This is a genomic window from Mesobacillus jeotgali (assembly GCF_900166585.1).
Taxonomy (GTDB): Bacteria; Bacillota; Bacilli; order Bacillales; family Cytobacillaceae; genus Mesobacillus; species Mesobacillus jeotgali_A.
The window spans coordinates 1,464,910-1,484,684 of sequence record NZ_FVZC01000009.1 but is presented as its reverse complement, the minus strand read 5'-3'; the positions used below and the strand labels follow the sequence as shown (position 1 = coordinate 1,484,684).

General features: G+C 38.4%; 22 protein-coding genes. 18 read left to right on the top strand and 4 right to left on the bottom strand.

Features of this window, described 5'->3' with window-relative positions:
* Positions 1-5: 5 nt before the first annotated feature.
* The 6 genes from B5X77_RS23825 (at position 6) to B5X77_RS17465 (ending at position 3,490) form a co-directional block, all read left to right on the top strand.
* Positions 6-131 carry a hypothetical protein gene (locus B5X77_RS23825; protein WP_257391844.1) on the top strand — a complete coding sequence of 42 codons (126 nt, stop codon included), beginning with the start codon at positions 6-8 and terminating at the stop codon, positions 129-131.
* Positions 132-515: 384 nt separating this feature from the next.
* Positions 516-959: a hypothetical protein gene (locus tag B5X77_RS17485; protein WP_079509218.1), complete on the top strand. Its 444-nt coding sequence runs from the start codon at positions 516-518 to the stop codon at positions 957-959.
* A 15-nt stretch (positions 960-974) separates the two neighbouring features.
* The gene (locus tag B5X77_RS17480) at positions 975-1,373 is read left to right on the top strand and encodes a DUF350 domain-containing protein (protein ID WP_079509217.1); all 399 of its coding nucleotides are present in this window, start codon (positions 975-977) and stop codon (positions 1,371-1,373) included.
* 15 nt (positions 1,374-1,388) lie between these two features.
* Positions 1,389-1,853, top strand: coding sequence for an RNA helicase (locus B5X77_RS17475; protein WP_079509216.1), 465 nt, complete (start codon positions 1,389-1,391; stop codon positions 1,851-1,853).
* A 10-nt stretch (positions 1,854-1,863) separates the two neighbouring features.
* A complete protein-coding gene (locus tag B5X77_RS17470) occupies positions 1,864-3,099 on the top strand; it encodes a glutathionylspermidine synthase family protein (protein ID WP_079509215.1) in 1,236 nt (411 codons plus the stop codon).
* Positions 3,100-3,289: 190 nt separating this feature from the next.
* Positions 3,290-3,490: a cold-shock protein gene (locus B5X77_RS17465; protein ID WP_079509214.1), complete on the top strand. Its 201-nt coding sequence runs from the start codon at positions 3,290-3,292 to the stop codon at positions 3,488-3,490.
* A gap of 82 nt (positions 3,491-3,572) precedes the next feature.
* Here B5X77_RS17465 and B5X77_RS17460 read toward each other — a convergent pair whose 3' ends face one another.
* Positions 3,573-4,094, bottom strand: a complete 522-nt coding sequence (locus tag B5X77_RS17460; RefSeq protein ID WP_079509213.1) for a MerR family transcriptional regulator — start codon at positions 4,092-4,094, stop codon at positions 3,573-3,575.
* Between the two features lie 251 nt (positions 4,095-4,345).
* On the opposite strand from B5X77_RS17460, the gene B5X77_RS17450 reads away from it, so the two are divergent.
* The 3 genes from B5X77_RS17450 (at position 4,346) to B5X77_RS17435 (ending at position 6,992) form a co-directional block, all read left to right on the top strand.
* Positions 4,346-4,930, top strand: coding sequence for a YdcF family protein (locus tag B5X77_RS17450; RefSeq protein ID WP_079509211.1), 585 nt, complete (start codon positions 4,346-4,348; stop codon positions 4,928-4,930).
* Between the two features lie 573 nt (positions 4,931-5,503).
* A complete protein-coding gene (locus B5X77_RS17440) occupies positions 5,504-6,424 on the top strand; it encodes a DUF1002 domain-containing protein (protein WP_079509209.1) in 921 nt (306 codons plus the stop codon).
* Positions 6,425-6,494: 70 nt separating this feature from the next.
* A complete protein-coding gene (locus tag B5X77_RS17435; protein WP_079509208.1) occupies positions 6,495-6,992 on the top strand; it encodes a GNAT family N-acetyltransferase in 498 nt (165 codons plus the stop codon).
* Positions 6,993-7,177: 185 nt separating this feature from the next.
* Here the strand turns inward: B5X77_RS17435 and B5X77_RS17430 are convergent, their stop codons facing one another.
* Positions 7,178-7,738, bottom strand: a complete 561-nt coding sequence (locus B5X77_RS17430; protein WP_079509207.1) for a GNAT family N-acetyltransferase — start codon at positions 7,736-7,738, stop codon at positions 7,178-7,180.
* A 445-nt stretch (positions 7,739-8,183) separates the two neighbouring features.
* Here B5X77_RS17430 and B5X77_RS17425 point away from each other — a divergent pair, with 445 nt between their 5' ends.
* Positions 8,184-8,657: a GNAT family N-acetyltransferase gene (locus B5X77_RS17425; protein WP_257391843.1), complete on the top strand. Its 474-nt coding sequence runs from the start codon at positions 8,184-8,186 to the stop codon at positions 8,655-8,657.
* A 158-nt stretch (positions 8,658-8,815) separates the two neighbouring features.
* Positions 8,816-9,316 carry a hypothetical protein gene (locus tag B5X77_RS17420; RefSeq protein WP_079509206.1) on the top strand — a complete coding sequence of 167 codons (501 nt, stop codon included), beginning with the start codon at positions 8,816-8,818 and terminating at the stop codon, positions 9,314-9,316.
* A 41-nt stretch (positions 9,317-9,357) separates the two neighbouring features.
* Here the strand turns inward: B5X77_RS17420 and B5X77_RS17415 are convergent, their stop codons facing one another.
* Both B5X77_RS17415 and B5X77_RS17410 read right to left on the bottom strand, forming a co-directional pair.
* Positions 9,358-11,448, bottom strand: coding sequence for a peptidoglycan D,D-transpeptidase FtsI family protein (locus B5X77_RS17415; RefSeq protein WP_079509205.1), 2,091 nt, complete (start codon positions 11,446-11,448; stop codon positions 9,358-9,360).
* Positions 11,449-11,681: 233 nt separating this feature from the next.
* Positions 11,682-12,590, bottom strand: coding sequence for a VanW family protein (locus B5X77_RS17410; RefSeq protein ID WP_079509204.1), 909 nt, complete (start codon positions 12,588-12,590; stop codon positions 11,682-11,684).
* Positions 12,591-13,111: 521 nt separating this feature from the next.
* Here B5X77_RS17410 and B5X77_RS24030 point away from each other — a divergent pair.
* The 7 genes from B5X77_RS24030 to B5X77_RS17370 all read left to right on the top strand — a co-directional run bounded on the left by B5X77_RS24030 (position 13,112) and on the right by B5X77_RS17370 (position 19,640).
* Complete coding sequence (locus B5X77_RS24030; RefSeq protein WP_079509202.1) at positions 13,112-13,447, top strand: GNAT family N-acetyltransferase; 336 nt, start codon at positions 13,112-13,114, stop codon at positions 13,445-13,447.
* Positions 13,448-13,709: 262 nt separating this feature from the next.
* On the top strand, positions 13,710-14,126 hold the full coding sequence (locus tag B5X77_RS17395; protein WP_079509201.1) for a GntR family transcriptional regulator: 417 nt from the start codon (positions 13,710-13,712) through the stop codon (positions 14,124-14,126).
* The gene (locus B5X77_RS17390; protein WP_079509200.1) at positions 14,092-14,991 is read left to right on the top strand and encodes an ABC transporter ATP-binding protein; all 900 of its coding nucleotides are present in this window, start codon (positions 14,092-14,094) and stop codon (positions 14,989-14,991) included. The genes B5X77_RS17395 and B5X77_RS17390 overlap by 35 nt, the downstream gene beginning before the upstream one ends.
* Complete coding sequence (locus B5X77_RS17385; RefSeq protein ID WP_079509199.1) at positions 14,966-16,927, top strand: DUF6449 domain-containing protein; 1,962 nt, start codon at positions 14,966-14,968, stop codon at positions 16,925-16,927. The genes B5X77_RS17390 and B5X77_RS17385 overlap by 26 nt, the downstream gene beginning before the upstream one ends.
* Positions 16,928-16,986: 59 nt before the next feature.
* Positions 16,987-17,508 (top strand): RNA polymerase sigma factor, encoded by a 522-nt coding sequence (locus B5X77_RS17380; RefSeq protein WP_079509198.1) that lies wholly within the window; start codon positions 16,987-16,989, stop codon positions 17,506-17,508.
* A 97-nt stretch (positions 17,509-17,605) separates the two neighbouring features.
* Positions 17,606-18,304 (top strand): ABC transporter ATP-binding protein, encoded by a 699-nt coding sequence (locus B5X77_RS17375; RefSeq protein WP_079509197.1) that lies wholly within the window; start codon positions 17,606-17,608, stop codon positions 18,302-18,304.
* Entirely contained in the window at positions 18,294-19,640 is a 1,347-nt protein-coding gene (locus B5X77_RS17370; RefSeq protein WP_079509196.1) for an ABC transporter permease, read from the top strand. Before B5X77_RS17375 ends, B5X77_RS17370 begins: the two co-directional genes overlap by 11 nt.
* Positions 19,641-19,775 lie beyond the last annotated feature (135 nt).

Below are 19,775 nucleotides of genomic sequence, written 5' to 3'. Positions count from 1 at the left end.
TCATAATGATGACAGGAATTACTTTGTTAGCTGGATTATGCCTATTTGAAATTATTTTAGCAAAAATAGCATTGGGAAACACAGAATTAAAAGAATTTAATTTTGAGGATTTTTTTTATGGGGAATATTGACCGATAAGGAAAAGGGCAGCAATTTTTCACGAATTGATAAGATATACTTTTGAGGAATGAAGGCTTATTTATAAGGGTATAAAGGAGGAACAATGTTTCCCTTAAAAAGAGGGAGGGAAGCCATAAGGGAATTAAGCGGCCATACTACATCCTTTTGGCTTAGGTACAACATTGGGAATTTATCTGGACTGAATGTTTTTCCTGGTTATAATGGTACTCTTTTGTTGAATAATCTCTGTGGAAAGGCTTAATTATACAAAGAAGCATTATAAAGAAGTTAAGTGTTAGAATAAAAGGAAGAGCTTTTAAGAGGATGACTCAATTTTTGAAACTTTTCAATGAGTCTTCCGTAAATAAACATGGTAATAAAAAGGGGTGAGAAACATGAAAAAAACAAAGAAGGTTATGGCTGGAATTTCAGCAACAGCTCTTATGATGGGGTTTACGGCATGCAGCAGTAATTCACAGGCCATTCCAGACAGGAATTGGAATGACGATGCCTCTGGAGGTGAAGGAGAGGAATGGGGTTCCGCTGAGGATCAGGATATTCCTCCTGTACCTGAAGGTACAGATTGTTCAGACTGGGAATGGGATGCTGAGGATGGTGTCTGGTCATGTGACGATCGCCGTTCTTCATATTTTGGCCATTACTTTTTCGCGGGAATGTTCTTTGCAAACCGGTCATTGCTTTATAAAAGCAATGATTATACGAAATATAGAAACAGCTCATCATTTAAGGGAGCCAGACTGGACAGCAACTATAAAAACACTTCGCCTAAGGGAAGCTCGGGATTCGGCAGTGGATCGAGAAGCACGACTGGCGGTTAAGGGAGAGAATTAATAATGAATTTATACTTAAATTTTGCCGCTTATTTAGGACTGGGAATCCTTCTGCTAACCGCCGGGATTGGCTTGTTCGTGCTGGCAACTCCTAAAATTAAGGAGTTTGAACTGATAGGCAGGAGGAACATGGCAGCTGCTCTTTCTCTTGGCGGGAAAATGCTTGGCCTAGCCATTGTACTAGGTGCTGCTGCTGAATATTCGGTTTCTTTGCTTGATATGGCAATTTGGGGATCTATCGGAATTCTTACTCAAATCGTTGTATTTTTTATCGCTGAGGTTGTAACAGTAAGATACAGCCTCCAAAAAGCAATCGAAGAAGATAATCGTTCTGTTGGAGTCATTCTCTTCTCACTTTCACTCGCTGTCGGCTGGATTGTTGCAAAGAGTCTTTCGTATTAAGGGAGAAAAGAATATATGAAAAAACTGACATATTTTATTCATGATGGCAAAGGCGGATATGATCCCTTATTTGAATATTCCGCAGGCGATGTAGGCTTAGATGAATTCTATGCCCGCCAGTTATGTACCTACTTCGTAATCAAAGGAAGCCAGTATGAGTTAGTTTCCAATGAAATGGATGGGGAAGAAGAAATCCTCGTCCTCGAGAACAGGGGAAGGAACAATTCAGTTCTAGACGAGAAAAGCTATAGGGGATCAGGAATCCACGTTGAATTCCGCAGGTATCTTGAAAGTGAGAACTACAGGTTGATTTCCACTGTCCCTTGCCGGACTCATCTAGATGTTATCCGCTATCTCTTAAAAGATATTACAGATGTCCCCAATATTGGTCAAATGGCTGTAACCTCAACAGAAATTGATGAAGATCGCGGAGTATATGTTTTGTATGTAAAAGACCTGCACGAAAGCCATATCGAATAGGGGGCTTTCCATGGAATGCCACAAATTAAGGCGTAAAAATTTTTTTAAAGAAATCAGCAGTTTTTGGCCAGATTTATATGGAGAAGAGTACGCTTTATATGATATAGCTGAGATTGAGCAGCAAGAAGTTGATAAAATCCGGCTCTGTACCTTCAGGATTGGCAAAGTGCTGTTTAAAGTGTGTGAACTGTTGAGAGAACTGGACGAAGTGATATTAAAGGATTTAGGGTTTCCAAGTGAAACCATCAAATTTATACGACTTAATACCTTATTACCTGAAAGTGTGATTGCAAGGCTGGACCTTGTTGCGATTAATAATACATATAAATGTCTTGAAATTAATTCCGATACGCCAACTTTCATTAAAGAGTTATTTCACGTGAACGGGCTTGTCGCGAAAGAGTTCGGGCTTGCAAATCCAAATGGCTCAAATGAAGAACAGCTTGCTGTAGCAGTAAGGAAGGCAATCCAGGCATCAGCCAAATGGCTGAATCAAGTGGATCCATATGTTGTTTTCACCTCTCATGACGACAATATTGAGGACAAGAATACCGTTTTATATTTAAAAGAATTGTACGGTTTGCCCTCAAAGTTCATTCCTTTAAATAAACTAATAATACTGCCTGGAGAAGGACTGTTTGATGAACGTGGGCGCAAAATCGACATACTATACAGGCAAACCTTCCCGATAGAAAGCCTGATCCAGGATGAAGATACTCTGGGTAATAAAATTGGTTTGTGGATGCTAAACCTTATCGAAACAAAGAAATTGGCTGTAGTGAACCCGCCATCTGCTTTCTTATTGCAAAACAAAGCAGTACTGGCGGTTATATGGGGTTTACATGAAAATGACAATTCTTTCTTCAACAAAGAAGAGCACCAGTGGATTGAGGAATATTTTCTGCCAACCTATTTTGAAGCTGATTACTTCCTGGATAAAGGAATCCCTTATGTAAAAAAGCCTGTTTTTGGGAGGGAAGGAGACTCAGTTCGTGTATTTGATGGCAATGGTGATTTGGTATTAGAAGAAAAACATCAAAGTTATGATAGTGTACCCTCAATTTATCAGCAGTTCGTCAAGCTCCCATCTGCAAATTTTGTATCCGAAAAAGGGATACAAAACGGTCATGTATTGACCGGGAGTTTTATAGTGAATGGAGAACCCTCTGCTTTGGGTTACAGGATAGGAAGCGAAATTACTAATAACCTTTCCTGCTTTTTTCCTGTTGGTATTTCTATGACCTGATATTTGAATTACAAATCAATGATAATAGACGTTCTGAACGGAAATTTCCAGCCTATTTCTATTATGAATTACAGCTTCCAAAGAGTGTTATCAAAAATTATCCTTTTTGAGTTTAAAATACAGCTGGATGGTTATAATAAACACGCAAGGTTAAATTGCAATTTTCTTAAATCGCTAGGAGGCAACAATCGTGGAACGTGGCAAGGTAAAATGGTTTAACAGTGAAAAAGGCTTTGGATTTATTGAGCGTGAAGGCGGCGAGGATGTATTCGTACATTTTTCGGCAATCCAGGGTGAAGGTTACAAATCTTTAGATGAAGGACAAGAAGTATCGTTTGATGTTGAACAAGGTCAGCGTGGCCCACAGGCAACAAACGTACAGAAGCTCTAACTAAGGATATCCACAAAACAGACTCAATAACTTTGGGTCTGTTTTTTTATGCAAAAAAAGAACACATCATTGATGTGCATACTTAAAATCCAAAAAAGGAACTTATAAAGTTTTTCTTTTTGAATTTTCTCAGAGAAGAAACTGGCGATAATAAGGCTGGATTATCCTCGACCGATTCTTTTTCTTTCTGAGCGGCGGTCTCAAGCATACTGGTGATTAAAATTTTTAAATTTGCTACCTCATTTTGCAGCTCATCTATTTCCCTTCTATGCTGAAGAATCTGATAGGCAACCACTTCATCTGCTTTGCTGCCCAGCTTGTTTTCAAACCCATCCATCCGCTTTACCAGCTGTTCAAGTGCTAAATTACTATTAACACTTTTTATTGTTGCTTTTCTCTGCTGCCTGCCGTTAACTTTCAAATCCTGAAGAAGCACGCCATTATTGAGCTGCTCCTTAATGCTTTTCAAGACTTCAATACTTTCATCGGAAAATTGGTAATGTCCAAGTTCGGTACGTTCCATTTGAAGGTTAGCCTGCTTCACCCAACGTTGTATTGTGCTCGGAGACACTCCGAGCAATTTCGCGACTGCACTAGTGTTCATCCTTATCCCCCCTTATGGAGAGAATTTCGCTGTCCCAATTAGTTATTCCTTTGTCTTTGACAAAACTAGTTGCTTTTCGGCAAAGGTAGTGGAGAAGCTACAAGGAATTACAGGAGGAACAAAATTCATACAATTTCCCCGACTATTTTCGAGGCTCGCGGGTTTTTTTATGAATTATTTTCCAAAAACCAAACTATTACAAATCAAGGATGGTAATATGGAAGTAATCAATAGAAAGTCAGGTAAATAAAATGAAGAGTAAAATGGTTTTAAAAAAATGGCTCATTGCCGGCATGTCTCTTTCTCTTTTATATGGAACTTTTCTGCATTACCAAATCATCCGCCATGCTAATGAAGAGGTACCAAGAGGTGGAGATTACATGATTATCCTTGGAGCTCGTGTGAAAGGGAGCCGTCCATCACTTGCACTCCAATTTCGGATAGACTACGCAGCAGAATATTTAAAGGACAATCCACAAACAATCGCAATTGCATCAGGTGGCAAGGGTCCAGGGGAGGATTTTTCTGAGGCTGAAGCAATTAAGAAAAAGTTGGTTGAATATGGAATTGAGGAATCAAGGATTTTATTAGAAGATAAATCAACAAATACATATGAAAATATAGGATTCTCTAAGAAATTAATACCGAAAGAAGCAAAGACAGGACTTCTTGTTACGAATGATTTCCATATATATCGTGCGCAGATGATTGCTGAGAATGAGGGACTGATGATTAGCGGACTTCCCGCAAAAACACCCATTCAGGCAGTATTCAAATCGTATTTAAGAGAATACCTTGCATTGACAAAGTACTTTATCATCACTGCATTCCGCTAGCGAAATATCATCACAGAGAGAGGTGAGCAAATGAACGCGACTATAATCATTTTGGCCATATTGGCATGGCTGCTGATTATATTTTCCGCCCTTCCCATCAAACTCTCATGGGTTTGGGAATGGAGATAGTTCTATAGAAAATCTAAGATATTTAAATAAGGAAGAAATATATCAGTAGCTTATGATAATCTCAATTTTATTTTTTTGATGAGATGGTATATTTCAAATGGACTTTAATTGAAACTTTTATTTAATTATTATCGTACATATATATGTATCGAAAAGGGAATGAGAAAATGGATAATTGGCTGTTTATTTTCATAGCAAATATTATTGGAGGAACTTTAGTATTTTACCTGTTAATGTTCTTATTTTACGGTTTTGAGATTGATTCTGCTTTTTTCGTGGGCATCTTTCTGTTCCTCCAATTAAGCTTTATGACAGCCTTGATCTTCAATTTGTTGTACAGAGTCAAAAGGATGGAAAAACGCGTTGGAATGTCAGAAAGGGAGGGATTAGACGAAGAATGACTTCGGCATCCCGCAAAATAGGTAAGAAAAGGAGAAACTTAACATGAAACTGAAACACATTTTGAAAATATCTGCATTATTCAGTCTGCTATTTTTTGCGGTGGGCATGATCGCTGGTCCAGCATTCGCATCAAATGATAATGAGGAGGAAGCGATTAATGAAAAGTTTGGTCCGCCAATAGTTGTATACGGTGAAGCCCTTTCTGAAAAACAAAAGGATGAAGTCAGAGAGCTGCTTGGAGTGAAGGATCCTTCAAAAGTTAAAGAAATCATTGTTACAGGAAAAGACCTTATTAACTATATAGATGGTGATGAACATTCTAACATGTATTCCTCAGCAAAAATCACCAGGAAAGATACAGGAGAGGGATTGGTCATTAAACAGGTCACTCCTGAAAACATAACCGAAGTTACGGATGAAATGTATGCCAACGCGCTGCTGACGGCAGGAATCGAGGATGCGGTTGTTGATGTTGCGTCCCCGGTAAAGGTTACGGGCCACTCTGCCTTAGTAGGGATATATAAAGCATATGACGAAGGGGACGGAACAGCCCTCAATAAGGATCGGACAGAAGTGGCGAATGAGGAATTGAACCTGGCAACAAAGCTTGCTAAAAAAGAAGGACTCGACCAGGATAAAGTTAGTGAACTCCTGACTGAAATCAAAAAGGAAATTGCTGAGCAAAATCCTGCAACAAAGGAGGACATTGAAAAAATCATTGATGAAAAATTAAGCACCCTTGAAATTCAGTTAAGCCCTGAAGACAGACAACTGCTTATTGACCTGTTTAATAAGATGCGTGACTTGAATATCAACTTTGATAACGTAAAAACTCAATTAGAGACCCTCTCGAATGATATTCAGAAAAGGATTGAGGAGGCCGTTGGCGATAAAGGGTTCCTGGAATCAGTTTCAAACTTCTTCAAGGAACTGATTGAAAGTATTAAAGGCATATTTTCATGATACAGAGGATACTTCCTCTGTTTTTCTTTTTAGCAGATTAAATCCAATTCAATAAATGAGGTGTATTCAGATGATCATTAGAACAGCAGAGGAACAGGATGCAGAGTTGTTTGCCAGACTAATACAGGAAGTGGAAAGTACTTCAAATTATATGATGTTTGGCCCGGGCGAGAGGCAGTTCAACCCGGAAGCTCAACGGAAAATGATAAATGTACTTACGGCAGAAACCAACTCAAACATTTTCCTGGCGGTAACTGGTTCAGAATTTGCAGGATATCTAATTGCCAAAGGCGGTAATGCTAAAAGAAATAAACATGCAGCATACCTGGTAATTGGGGTAAAAGAAGCATTTCGAGGAGAAGGAGTAGGAACAAAACTCTTTAGTGAATTATTTGAATGGGTAAGCCTTATAGGGCTTCATAGGCTTGAACTGACAGTCATAACACAGAATCAGGCTGGTTTAGCTTTATACAAGAATATGGGCTTTGAAATAGAAGGAACGAAAAAGCATTCATTATGTATAGATGGTCAATATCATGATGAATATTATATGTCCAAAATTATTTAGGCTAAAAGCTTTGTTTCTGCTTGAATAGTTGATACATATGGATCCCCCATTAGGAGGGTTTATTTGCGTGTCCATGGACCAGCTCTTTATACATACGAGGTACTTACAATTATAAAACGCCTGCAAATGTGCAAGGCGTTTTTCATGTTGAGGGCTTTCAAAAGGGTGGGCAATCCCTACACTAATTAATGTTGACGCGCTTCCCATTCTTCCCTTAATAATCCCATTTTTATCGAATCATAATACTTCCCGTTGTAAAGTCTGCATTTCCTGATCCTTGCTTCTTCAACCATTCCGAGCTTTTTCCCGACAGTGAGCATCCTGGAATTTCCCGACCAAGTCGTAAAACCTATCCGCGGAATCGGGAAGGTGTCGAAAAGGTGATTAATCCATACTTCCAGAGCATCTGTCCCGAATCCGCCATTCCAGAATTCAGGAAGATAGATGACGATTCCGAATTCGAGCCATTGTGAGGATTCGTGCTCCCAATAATAAGTGACCATTCCTATGATTTCGTTATCGACTTTAATAAGGTATTTTCGATCATAGCCCTGGTGTATCAAGTTAATCATCTGTTCTTTAAATTTTTCATACTCAATAAACTTTAGCGGATAGTAAGGAGAATCCCACTTTTTCCACTCTGGATGTTCATCATTATGGATCAGGCTCCACCAATTCTCCAAGTCCTCTTCTTTAACCTTGCACAATACGACCTGTTTACCCGGCAATACTTCAGGGGTTTGCATCGATCCCGTACCTCCTTATTTGAACATGAGGCTAGAAACTCTATGCTAAGTATTTCTCTTTAAGTCTATTATTTCCTGCGCTATCTAAAAAATACACTAAAAGTTCAAAAATTTCACAGAAAAAGAGACGCTGATATCAGCGCCTCTTTAGTTGATTGCTTCGTCATCTATAAAATCATTTCCATCATTAACTGCAAAGAAGTTCAATCCAGCGGCGATTGCGAAAGCTCCTCCAAGTAAAGCAAATGTAGTGATCATTATGTAATCGCTCCTGTCATCAATTATTTTTGTTACTATAAATATTCCCAAATACGAAACTATTAAACTTCATATTACAAAAAAATTACACAATATCATAAAAAGTTATTATGGCAGGAGGAATTTCATTCTACAAGAATGAATTATTTAATCTTGTTAATGAATTTTATGCAGGAGGACTAAAAAATTGGAACTAGAAAGCAAAAGGATGACTAGGGATCTGGCAGTAAAAATCCTTGGCTGGAAATATGAATCGCCATTTGAGTTGTACAACAATGATGTAAGTGAGGAATCCATAAAGGAACTTATCGATCAAGGTTATTTTGCAGTGGAGGACCAAAATGATGGATCATTAATTGGATTTTATTGTACAGGTTCTTCCGCTCAAGTGCCGGCAGGAAAGAAATTTGGAGCATATTCAGAGCCGGCAATAGATATAGGGATAGGCATGGAACCCAATCTTACAGGAAAAGGTCATGGCTTTAATTTTTTTTCTTTTGTCATAAAGGAATTGAATGGTGATAAACCACCCAAATCCTTGAGATTGACAGTAGCAAAGTTCAATAAAAGGGCCATTAGATTGTATGAAAAAAGCGGGTTTAAATATAAATCAGAATTTAAAACAGAAACCAATGAATTTATTACTATGGTAAAGTGCTGAATACTTAATGCATTGCTGCTTTATAGTAAATGGGGACTTTTTTCATTAAAACTTTACAAATTATTTGAGTTTGTTAAATAATCATTTTATAATGAAAAAGCTGTGTGAATTTATGGGTTCACAACAAGCATATATAGAGATTGAAGGGGAGTATTAGAATGAAAAAGTTTTTTGTTTTACTGGCAGCAATTTCTTTTGCAATCGGGTTGACTGCATGTTCAGCTGAGAAAGAAGCTGAGCCGGAAAAGACTAAATCAGAAGAAGCATCAAAGCCAGCGGTAAATCCTAAAAGCGCTATGTACAAATTCTATATGAGCATCGTTAACACAATTAATGAGGCAGATGCTGACCTTAATGCATATGAAGGAGCAGAAGAGCCAACACCTGAAGACAAAACTGCAGCAAGTGAATCAGCAGCAGCAGTTGCTAGTAAAGTCGAAGGCCTGGAAGTCCCTGCCGAACTGAAGGATCAAAAATCAGATCTTGAAGCGGCTCTAAAAGATCTTGCAGAATCTTATAAAATCAAATCAGAAGAGCTAAAAAAGGATGCCCCATCTCTGGAAGCATCAGATGAAAAATTCGCACAGGCAGAAGAAAAAATTGGGGCGGCATTTGAAAGCGTCGAAATGAAGAAGCCTTCACTTGCGAAAGAATTATAATGATCATTAAAAGCTGTGCCATATGATATGGCACAGCTTTTTTACTCTTGATTATTCGGCTGCCGGGAAGCTTTCTTGAGGTCGAAATAAGCATCCATCACTGCGCGGCCAATCTTTTTATTTGCACCGTGGTCAACACTCCCCTGGTAAGCCCAGGGAACCATTACAGCCATCGCAATCTCCGGATTGTCTGATGGGGCATAGCCGACCAGGCTAAGATTCATCGTTTGGACCAGCGGGTCACCTTTTATCCTATATTGACCATCATAGAAGGCCTCTGCTGTGCCGGTTTTTCCAGCAGGCGAATAAGCTGCATTGCCAAAATAACGATAAGCTGTACCACCTGGTTCCTGCATGACTTTCTTAAATCCAGTGTGGACACGAGCAAGCCATTGATCATCCATGCCTATATCATTTAAAACCTTTGGAGCAAAAGACTTATAAACGGCTCCGATTTCCTCCCCGTTCATTGCTGGTTCATGGATTTCCCTCACAACCCTTGGCTGCATTCGTTGCCCGCCATTAGCAATCGTAGAGATATACTGGGCAAGCTGCATATTGGTATAGGTATCATACTGGCCAATAACTAAATCGAGTACTTTACCGATTGGATATTTTCCGCCTTTGGCCCCGCTTTGTTCGTTTGGCAGATCGATGCCTGTGCGGATACCTAATCCGAATGAGGCGAATGAATTACGGATTGTATCCCAAACCTGCGGGTTGAGATCCAATGGCTGCTGATAGCGGTATACACCATTCCCAATTCGAATTGCCGTATGGAACATATAAACATTAGAGGATTTTTTTAATGCTTCAATATCATTCAGGACACCTAAGTAGCTATAGGATTTTTTTATCGGTGTACCTTTAATATCGAGTGCTCTGTCATCAAATTGGGTTACGGAGCTGATTGCCTCTGTTTTATAGCCAGTCAAAACTGTTGCCCCTTTGACAACAGAGCCGACATTGTAGGTGTTTAATATGTTTCCTAATGCATCATCTTCCATATATAGTTCTCTCGTTTTTTTATCCTTTTTTATTTTCTTTCCGGCCATTGTTAATACTTCCCCTGTTTTAGGGTCAATCAGTACCACATAGGCGCTGTCCAGAAGCCCGGTTCCCGGCGAGTTTTTGGCAGCCCATAACTCCTTTTCAATGATTCTTTCTACGGTTTCCTGCAGATCCATGTCAATGCTGAGAATTAAATCTTTTCCGCGCTGGCCTTCGGAAATTAATTCTTTTTCGAGCAGCTCTCCAGCCTTATCCGTAATATTAACTATCTTTTCTTTTTTTCCCTGCAGCACATCTTCATATTCTAATTCCAGGTAGCTTTTACCGACCCTGTCATTACGTGTATAACCTCGAGAAATGTAATAATCAAGCCTGTCAGCGGGAAGACCCTCACTGTTAGTAGTGACTCTGCCTAATACTGGCTTGAAAGTGTCATTATACTTATATTCGCGCTCCCAATCTGTCGTGGCATTTACACCAGGCAGGTGAGCCAGATTTTCATTGACCATTGCAAACTCTTCTCGTGTGACATCTTTATTTTTGATAATTTGCGGAACAAACTTATATCCGCTGTTCATAATGCTGAAAATCGCCAGTTCTTCTAGTTCCTGGCTTGTTAGCTGATCAAGATGATTTCTTGTAATCCTTTTGATCTGCAGCTTATATAAATCCTTATCTTTAAGCTTTTTACTTCTGAATAATGCCATCTCTTTTTCAGTTATCAGGCTTTTCGCTTCCTCTGGATGCTTGATCATCCAAAAATCCTTCATATCTCTTTCACGGACTTTCCCGGTATCTTTGTTAATGATCCTGGCAAGCTTTGCTGCTGTTTGGAGCATTTCTTTCTGGGAAGCTCCTTCATTTGTATATGTAATAGCATTTAGTGGTTTATTGTCTACAATAATCTTATGGTTTCTATCGAGCATTCTTCCTCGTGGTACAGGGTTATTGACTGTAACATCCTCTTTGCGGTTAATTTCCCGTTTAAAATCCTCGCCATGGACGATCTGTACAATTCCAAGACGAAGGACAAGCAATGAAAATAGGATAAAAACGGAAAAGAATAAGATATTGACTCTGATAGGTGTTGTATTTTTCTTTTTTGGCAAGCGTTCCCACATCCTTTGAAATGATCATTCTATAAAACTATCACTTAACATTTTCAGCTTAGGCTAAGCACTCCAATGTGCTGCATGGTCAAAGGCCAGTTAGGCTGGCTATAGTTAAAGATGAAAAGTAATATTTTAGTTCGGAAATAAACCAACTATTACCATTATTTTACGTAATTTTTGGTATATATGTAAAGGTATTCCTATAAAATAAAAGAATCCCCTGACAGAGGATTCCTTTTTAGTTATATCGGTTCTTCAGGAATAATGGCGTCACTATCTGTACTTGGTACTTTCCTCTTATCTATATTGATTTCATCCGAAGAATAAATTAGAACGATCATTTTGCCAGGATAGGTTTTAGCCCTGATCAGTACTGGCTGGTTATGTTGGTTTTTAAACGTAAAGTCAGGTCCATACCAGCTGACAGTTGCGTCTCTCCCGGGAGGAACATAAGGGACCTGCTTACTGTGAGAATATCGCTCGATTATCTTCATGCCAGAGCGATCTGCAGCATTAAAAAGGGTGGATGACACCTGGCATATCCCTCCGCCAATTCCTTCCGATAATTCTCCTCTTACAATGATTGGTGCTGGTTGATAGCCACGTGATGCGGTTCTTTTTCCGACAACATTATTAAAAGAAAATACTTCGCCGGGAAAAACAACATGATTATTAATTGCCTCCGCAGCGAGTGAAATATTATGGGTTCTTTCTTTATTTGCACTGTTGTAATAGGTTATGTAATGACCTATGAGTTTTGTACGGATATTGGCTATTATTTCACTGTCGACCTTGGGATAAACTCGGAGCGTAGGAACCTCGAATTTGGAATGATCGTTTTGAAAAAAACTCCCATAAAATTTTTCCTTGAATTTTTTTTCATCAAGCATATACCCAACATCTTCAGGAATAATATTTCCATAATCATCTAGACCTGCATTTTTTGGTTCTTTTTTGAATTGGATGGATAGCTGTTTAATCAGCGTATCAAGCATTGTATGATTAAGAATTGGATACCCAAACCATGGTATCGAAAAATCTGAGCGGTGGACTTCAACTGCTGGTTCATTTTCCCACATGATTGTTATTTCATTTGTATGATTGGCGGTACTGCTTGATAATATGAGACCAAAGGCCAGCAACCATTTCATTCAAATTCACCTCCCACTATATTATGGATAAATATTTTAGGTTTAATGTATTTAGGGTTTGGTGGTGTTTAATGGAAGAAGAAAAAGGAGTTGGCCATATATCGCCGAATTAGAACTAAGTCGCCGGAAAAAAGTTGCATAAAAATAACCATGCGCAACTGCGTTGGTACAAAAGGAGCAGGGCAATGAATCTAAATTCATCATTATTAACAATGCATGACGCTAAACCATTATTCGAGTTTGAAAGAGAAAAAAATTTTTTTCGAGAAGTTTGTTCCAGCAAGGCCGGCTTCATATTTCCAATACGATGAATTTTTGAATATCCTGCAAGGATTTCTTGAGGAGCAGAAAAATAAGCAATGTATTTTTTATTTAATAAAGGCTCTTTTCTCAAACTTTGTTGCTATTGATGACAAAATAGGATGGAATTGCCTAAGTTTCTGCACAAAATGAACGCTTCTGAAGAGAAAAGAGCTTGCTAACTTAGGACCGACCTACAAAATGGCTATAATCACGTTAAAATCGGCTTTAGGATTTTAACAACAATCTTTACGAAAACAGCCTTAATAAAAGACACAGAGGGTGAGATAATCGGTCGGATAAATTTAATCGATCTTGATTGGATCACTCATACCGGTGCTGTAGGTTATCGGGTCGGTGAAAAATTTACCGGGAAAGGAATTGCTCTTAAGGCACTTGAAATGCTGCAGTCAGAGGCAAAGCTTTTGGGGATAAAAGAATTACATGCAAAAACAGCGATTGATAATATTCCTTCTCAAAAAGTATTAGAAAAAAGATTCTTTCAGAAAGTTTTTGTTGATAAGGATAAATTCATTCATTATTCTTTAACACTTTAGTCCTAGGCTAGGTGTTTTTTTATTTCAAAAATATATTATTCCAGTATTTTCTAAAAAGTTATTGAGTTGACGGTTATTAATAGTGTAAAATTACACCGATAGAAGGCTTTGATTCCATATTCAATAATTATACTTTCACTTCATTTCTTAATTTTTCTTAAGAAATATTTAAGAATATTCCTCCTATCTTTTTGGAAGAGTCTGGCATATAATTAAACTGTATTAATAATAATAGTACACTTAGTACAGATAGGGGGTCATTATGTTTGAGCTTGACCTTAGGAGCAGAAAACCAATATATGAACAGCTGGTAGATAAAATGAAAGAGCTGATTATTAATGAAGTGCTCAAACCTGATGAACAATTGCCTTCCGTACGACAGATGGCACAGCAATTGACCATAAATCCGAATACAATCCAGAAGGCATATCGAGAGTTAGAGACGCAGGGGTTCATCTATTCATTAAAAGGTAAGGGGAGTTTTGTGAACCCGATGGAAAGCGGTAAAGATCTAGATAAAATCCTGCAAGTGAGGCAGGAACTGGAAAAACTTCTGCAGGAGGCATTATACCTGGGTGTTTCTGCCGTTGAACTTCATGAAATGGTCAGAAACGTGGATGCTATGAAAGGGGGAAGCGGGCAGGATGATCGAAATGATCGAAATAAACAAAGCTTTTGAAAAACAAGAAGCAGTTAAAAATGTCAATATGACGATTAATAAAGGCTCAATCTATGGGTTGATCGGTTCAAATGGTGCTGGAAAAACAACGATCATAAAATTGCTTGCAGGCATATACAGACAGGATTCAGGCGAAGTAAGACTAGAGGGAAACTGCATTTATGAAAATCAGGCAATAAAGCAAAAGATTTTTTACATATCAGACCAGCCTTATTTCTTTCCTCAATACACCGTCAGGCAGATGGCCAATTTTTATAAAAGTATTTATCCTTTGTGGAATGAATCGAGATTCTCAAAATTAGCGGAAGTTTTTGATTTTAGCATGAATAAAAAATTGCATTCTTTTTCTAAGGGAATTCAAAGACAGGCCGCATTCTGGCTGGCTTTATCAACCATGCCGGAGGTACTGATCCTCGATGAACCTATGGATGGGCTGGATCCTGTAGCAAGGAGAAAAGTTAAAAACCTTCTGATACAGGATGTGGCGGACAGGGAAATGACGATATTGATTTCTTCCCACAACCTTCGGGAAATCGAAGACATTTGTGACCACATAGGAATATTACATCAAGGATCTATTCTATTGGAAAAAGACCTTGATGACCTAAAATCGGATATCCATAAGGTTCAGTTAGCCTATAGGGGAGAGACACCAGTGCATCTTGGACAACAGCTGCCCATGCTTCATTGCGAAAGACGGGGAAGTGTATTGGTATGTATCATCCGTGGGAAAGAGGATGAAATCATAAACGCCATCAAACAAACCAGACCTGTTATTTTCGATCTTCTTCCATTGACACTAGAGGAAATTTTCATATATGAGATGGGGGATATCGGTTATGCCATCAAAAATATCATTGTTTAACAAGGAGATGCTCCTTCAGGTTGCAAGAAGTATCGGCTGGATTTCAGCAATTTATTTCCTTGTGCTATTTTTCGCCGTACCCTTAAGGATAATGATGGTTTATTCAGGGGACGACTACCAAAATTTCATGCCAGTTAAGAGATTATTCGAATTCGAGTTTGGTATACAGTTCATTATGTTCATTACCGTGCCTGTTGTACTGGCAATCTTCCTTTTTCGCTTTCTGCACGTTAAGCAGGCAGCAGATTTAATGCACAGTCTGCCATTGAAACGGGAGCATATATTTAATTTTTATACAATGACGGGATTTATCTTTTTGGTTATCCCTGTCCTGATCACTGCGCTCATTACAATCATTGTACACAGTGTTTATGGTTTGAATTTCTATTTCCAGCTTGAAGACATACTAAGGTGGACCGGAATCGTCATCCTATATAATGCTGTCTTCTTCCTATCAGGGGTATTTGTTGCAATGGTTACAGGAATATCGGTGGTTCAGGGTGTTTTGACGTATATTATGCTGCTGTTCCCCGCTGGATTTACATTGCTGATCAACTATAACCTTGGAATAATGTTGTATGGTTTTCCTAATGATTATTATCAAATCAGGAATATTGAATATCTTTCTCCTATTTCACATCTAGCATTGATGGAGGGCAGATCAATTTCTGCAAAAGCAGTTATTCTATACCTGGTAATTGTTTTTGTCGCCTATTTACTATCTCTATTTATCTATAAAAAAAGGAATATTGAAACAGCATCAGAAGCAATTGCTTTTAATTGGTTAAGAATCGTTTTTAAATATGGGGTTGCATTCTGCATGTCCCTCCTCGGCGCCATGTATTTCGATGCGATGCAGAATAAATTTGCCTGGCTGATATTCGGGTATGCTGCAGGCGGAACAGTGGGTTATTTCACAGCCGAGATGGTTCTTCAGAAAACATGGAGGGTTTTTAGGAGCATCAAAGGGCTTGTTTACTTTGCTGCTGTGCTGACAGTCTTAATTATGATTACACAGGCATTTTCCCCTTTTGAAAAGAGGGTACCTGCCTTGAATGAAATCCAAAGTGTTACATATGCAAATTATATGTATTTGCAATCAGACGACCCATACGCTCCAAAACCATTGCTGCAGCAAGAAAATATAGAGAATGTAGTGGATTTTCATAAACGGATTATTCAAAATGAAAAATTGAATGAACAAGAAATGAAAGCTCAAGAGTTTGCTTTCTTTGTTTATCAATTAAAAAGTGGAAAGAAGATGGTCCGCCAGTATACCATCAATCGTCATGACTATGAACCTGAAATGAGAAAAATATATGAATCAATAGAGTATAAACATGCAAATGAACTAGTGTTTAAAATTAAAACAGATGAAGTTACGTCAATCAGAATAAACAAGCATGTTTTGGATAATCCATTGGTAATTGTTGATAAAGAAAAGATCACGCAGGCGATGTCCCTTCTGAAAAAAGAAATTGAACAAGAACCATTTACTGCAGATTATTATCCTGTCGGAATCTGGTCAACAATTGAAATCAAGGCCGGTACGGATCAGTACGACCCTGTAGAATTGAAACTTACCTACTCCAGTTTTATTGACTGGCTTGAAAAGAATGGCTTGCTTAAGGACGCCATCGTAACTCCGGAGGATTTAGAGTATATAGCGGTAACTGATGAATCCATTAAATACAATCAATTCCGTGAAAATCCGCAAGAAGAATTGTTAAAACGTATAATCGACGATCAAAACACACTTAAGATAACTGATCGGGACCAGCTGCAGTCAGCAATAGAGAAAGCAGGTTATGACGACTGGAGTAATGAAGAACCTTATACCGCTATTTTTGTCTATAAAAATCAGGATCAAAAAGAAATCCGAACCTTTAGCACTAAACATGTTCCAGGATTCATAAAACAGTATTTTAAAAAATAGAAAAAGAGAGAGTTTAAGCATTGAAGCTAATGCTAGCTTTAATGGCAAGGGGGATCGATATGGCTAAGATTGATTTTGAAGAGCTTTATAGAATACATAGTAAAAAGCTCATTCAAATTGCTTACAGTATAACTAAAGATAGACATTTAGCAGAAGATGTAGTCCAGGAGACATTTATAAAAGCTTATAAAAAGGTTGATACCATTGTTGATGAACATAAAATTGGTTCCTGGCTGTCAGCAATAGCAGCCCGTACAGCAATCGATTATTTGCGTGCAGAGAAACGGAGAAAATGGCTCCCTTCAGACCAAAGTATCATGGAACAAATTTTTAGCGATGATCACTCTGACCAATCGATAGAGAAAGAAGTGGAAATGCTCCTGTTCAAGGAACAGCTCCAGCATATGCTCTATATGCTTACGAAGGAATATCAGCAAGTACTGATACTTAAACTTCAATATGGGTTAAAGGAAAATGAGATTGCCAGTAAGTTAAATATAAAATCAGGAACTGTCAAAACCAGACTTCATAGAGCACGTAAGCAGTTAAAAAAAGTCATGTCAGAGAAATACCCGGCCTAAGACAACGTTTGGGCGATTGATAAAATCGCCTTTTTTTATTCTTAATTACTGGGTAAAAATTCAATTTATTCAATAAAATGGATAAGGGGTGAGGGTTTTGATAACAATTAATCATTTAAGCCATGAATTTGAAATCGGAAAAAATGGCAGAAAAACAATTTTTCCCGTTTTAAAAGGTGTTTCACTCCAGGTTCGAAAAGGTGAGATCGTCACAATTGTTGGCAGAAGCGGTTCCGGAAAATCAACACTCCTGAATCTTGTCAGTGGATTCATAAGGCCAAAACAAGGTGAAATAATAATCAATGGGGTTCAAACATCGACGCTGAATGAGGCAAAATTCGCTGATTTTCGGATTCAACAGCTCGGATTTATCTTTCAAAGCTTTCAGTTAATACCGAGTATGACTGCCTGTCAAAATATTGAGCTCCCCTTGATTTTAAAAGGAGTGAATGAAGGAGAAAGAAGGGTCCGGACAAAAGAAATTCTTGATATGGTTGGTTTAGCTGACTATCAGGACCATTATCCTGGTGAACTATCTGGTGGACAACAGCAAAGAGTAAGCATTGCCAGAGCACTTATCGGCAGGCCGCCAATCATATTGGCTGATGAACCAACTGGAAGTCTTGATTCTGATACAGAAGAGGAACTGCTGACGTTTATCAAAAAATTAAACAAAGATTTCGGTCTAACATTTTTAATCATTACTCATGATGACAAGGTTGCCAATATTGGTCACCGAACCATTGAATTAATAGATGGAAGAGTTGTTGAGGGGGCAGTTGCATATGAGGCTTAGAGACCAATTTCGATTTGTCAGACAAAACATGAGAAAGAACAGGACAAGGCTTTTCATGACAATTCTAGCCACTGCCATGAGTGTGGCATTCCTGATTGTTCTAGCCTCTGTAGGATTTGGACTCCATAAATCTATTGTGAAAGAAACTCTGGAAAGAAGGATTGTTACAGAGATCGAAGTGCCGGGAAAGGAAGACCCTAAAAAAGGATTCAGACAGTTGACTGAGGAGGATATTATTTATTTTGAAAAAATCAGGGATGTTAAAGCCGTAACTAGACGGAAAAATCTCCAGGATTATAATTTTGAAATCGGTGAGCATCAAACTTATGCAAGGGCCGTCGTTGCCGATATGTCTTCTGAAATGGAGGCTGGGCTTGAATTGTCATCAGGGAGGCTTCCGAATTCAAATAACGAAGTGCTTGTAGGATACCATTTTTTAGCAGATCTCCGGCCAAAGGGAAATGAAACCGAAGAGATGTACGATGAGAAGGGACAGATAAAAGATGAGTATCGATATAAAGGTGATCTGGTTGGCAAGAAAATTAGTATGAATGTCATTAAGTTTGAAGATGGCAAAGAAGTAATGGAAACATTGGATGTTACAGTTTCAGGAATACGTAAAAAACCAACAAAGGAATGGGTTTATGACAATGTTGTATTTGTATCGGATGGAGTTTTAAGGCAGGTTGAGGAGTTTACAAAGACACCTCGAGGAATGATCAATGACCCCAACAATCCTGACGCGATACTGCCAGCCATCCAAGCTGACCAATATGATGAGGTAAAAATATATGCAAATGATATGGAAGCAGTAAATGACATCACGAACCTGCTTGAAGAAAATAATTATCCATCCTATTCAGTAATAAATGAATTGAAGGATGTGAATGTTATATTCACAATCGTAAAGATTGGCCTTATTTTCATCGGAACGATTGCAATCATTATCGCATCAATAGGTATATATAACACAATGACTATGGCTGTGACTGAAAGGGCTCCAGATATAGGGATTATGAAAGCGATCGGTGCCAATCCGAAGACGATCAAAAGAATTTTTCTCCTTGAAAGCAGTTATATAGGCTTGATTGGGGCCGCAGTTGGAACTCTGATCGCCTATGCCATTAGCTGCATCGTGAATTTTGGGCTGCCGATCATTATTAAACAGGCTTTTGGTGAGAATCCTCCTGAAGGTTTGGTATTTAGCCATATTCCATATACATTGCCAATCATCAGCTTCATCATTTGTTATCTTGTCACTATCCTATCAGGCCTGCGCCCAGCTCAGAGGGCCACGAAAGTAGATGTGCTACAGGCGATGAGAAGAGAAGTTTAAAAAAGATTATGAAAAAGTGAATCATTAATGCATTTGTCGAAAGGTCTTAAAACAAAATTCTAGTGAAAAGGTCATTAGATAAAGTGAAGATAAGTGTATTTCCTAGTTAGATCCTGTTCCATCTCTTTTATTTGT

Coding starts and splice junctions, on each gene's coding strand:
- B5X77_RS17485 (WP_079509218.1), top strand. CDS start 516: ATGAAAAAAACAAAGAAGGTTATGGCTGGAATTTCAGCAACAGCTCTT.
- B5X77_RS17440 (WP_079509209.1), top strand. CDS start 5,504: ATGAAACTGAAACACATTTTGAAAATATCTGCATTATTCAGTCTGCTA.
- B5X77_RS17385 (WP_079509199.1), top strand. CDS start 14,966: ATGCCATCAAAAATATCATTGTTTAACAAGGAGATGCTCCTTCAGGTT.
- B5X77_RS17380 (WP_079509198.1), top strand. CDS start 16,987: ATGGCTAAGATTGATTTTGAAGAGCTTTATAGAATACATAGTAAAAAG.
- B5X77_RS17460 (WP_079509213.1), bottom strand. CDS start 4,094: ATGAACACTAGTGCAGTCGCGAAATTGCTCGGAGTGTCTCCGAGCACA.
- B5X77_RS17370 (WP_079509196.1), top strand. CDS start 18,294: ATGAGGCTTAGAGACCAATTTCGATTTGTCAGACAAAACATGAGAAAG.
- B5X77_RS17475 (WP_079509216.1), top strand. CDS start 1,389: ATGAAAAAACTGACATATTTTATTCATGATGGCAAAGGCGGATATGAT.
- B5X77_RS17420 (WP_079509206.1), top strand. CDS start 8,816: ATGAAAAAGTTTTTTGTTTTACTGGCAGCAATTTCTTTTGCAATCGGG.
- B5X77_RS17430 (WP_079509207.1), bottom strand. CDS start 7,738: ATGCAAACCCCTGAAGTATTGCCGGGTAAACAGGTCGTATTGTGCAAG.
- B5X77_RS17415 (WP_079509205.1), bottom strand. CDS start 11,448: ATGTGGGAACGCTTGCCAAAAAAGAAAAATACAACACCTATCAGAGTC.
- B5X77_RS17450 (WP_079509211.1), top strand. CDS start 4,346: ATGAAGAGTAAAATGGTTTTAAAAAAATGGCTCATTGCCGGCATGTCT.
- B5X77_RS23825 (WP_257391844.1), top strand. CDS start 6: ATGATGACAGGAATTACTTTGTTAGCTGGATTATGCCTATTTGAAATT.
- B5X77_RS17410 (WP_079509204.1), bottom strand. CDS start 12,590: ATGAAATGGTTGCTGGCCTTTGGTCTCATATTATCAAGCAGTACCGCC.
- B5X77_RS17480 (WP_079509217.1), top strand. CDS start 975: ATGAATTTATACTTAAATTTTGCCGCTTATTTAGGACTGGGAATCCTT.
- B5X77_RS17395 (WP_079509201.1), top strand. CDS start 13,710: ATGTTTGAGCTTGACCTTAGGAGCAGAAAACCAATATATGAACAGCTG.
- B5X77_RS17435 (WP_079509208.1), top strand. CDS start 6,495: ATGATCATTAGAACAGCAGAGGAACAGGATGCAGAGTTGTTTGCCAGA.
- B5X77_RS17470 (WP_079509215.1), top strand. CDS start 1,864: ATGGAATGCCACAAATTAAGGCGTAAAAATTTTTTTAAAGAAATCAGC.
- B5X77_RS17390 (WP_079509200.1), top strand. CDS start 14,092: ATGATCGAAATGATCGAAATAAACAAAGCTTTTGAAAAACAAGAAGCA.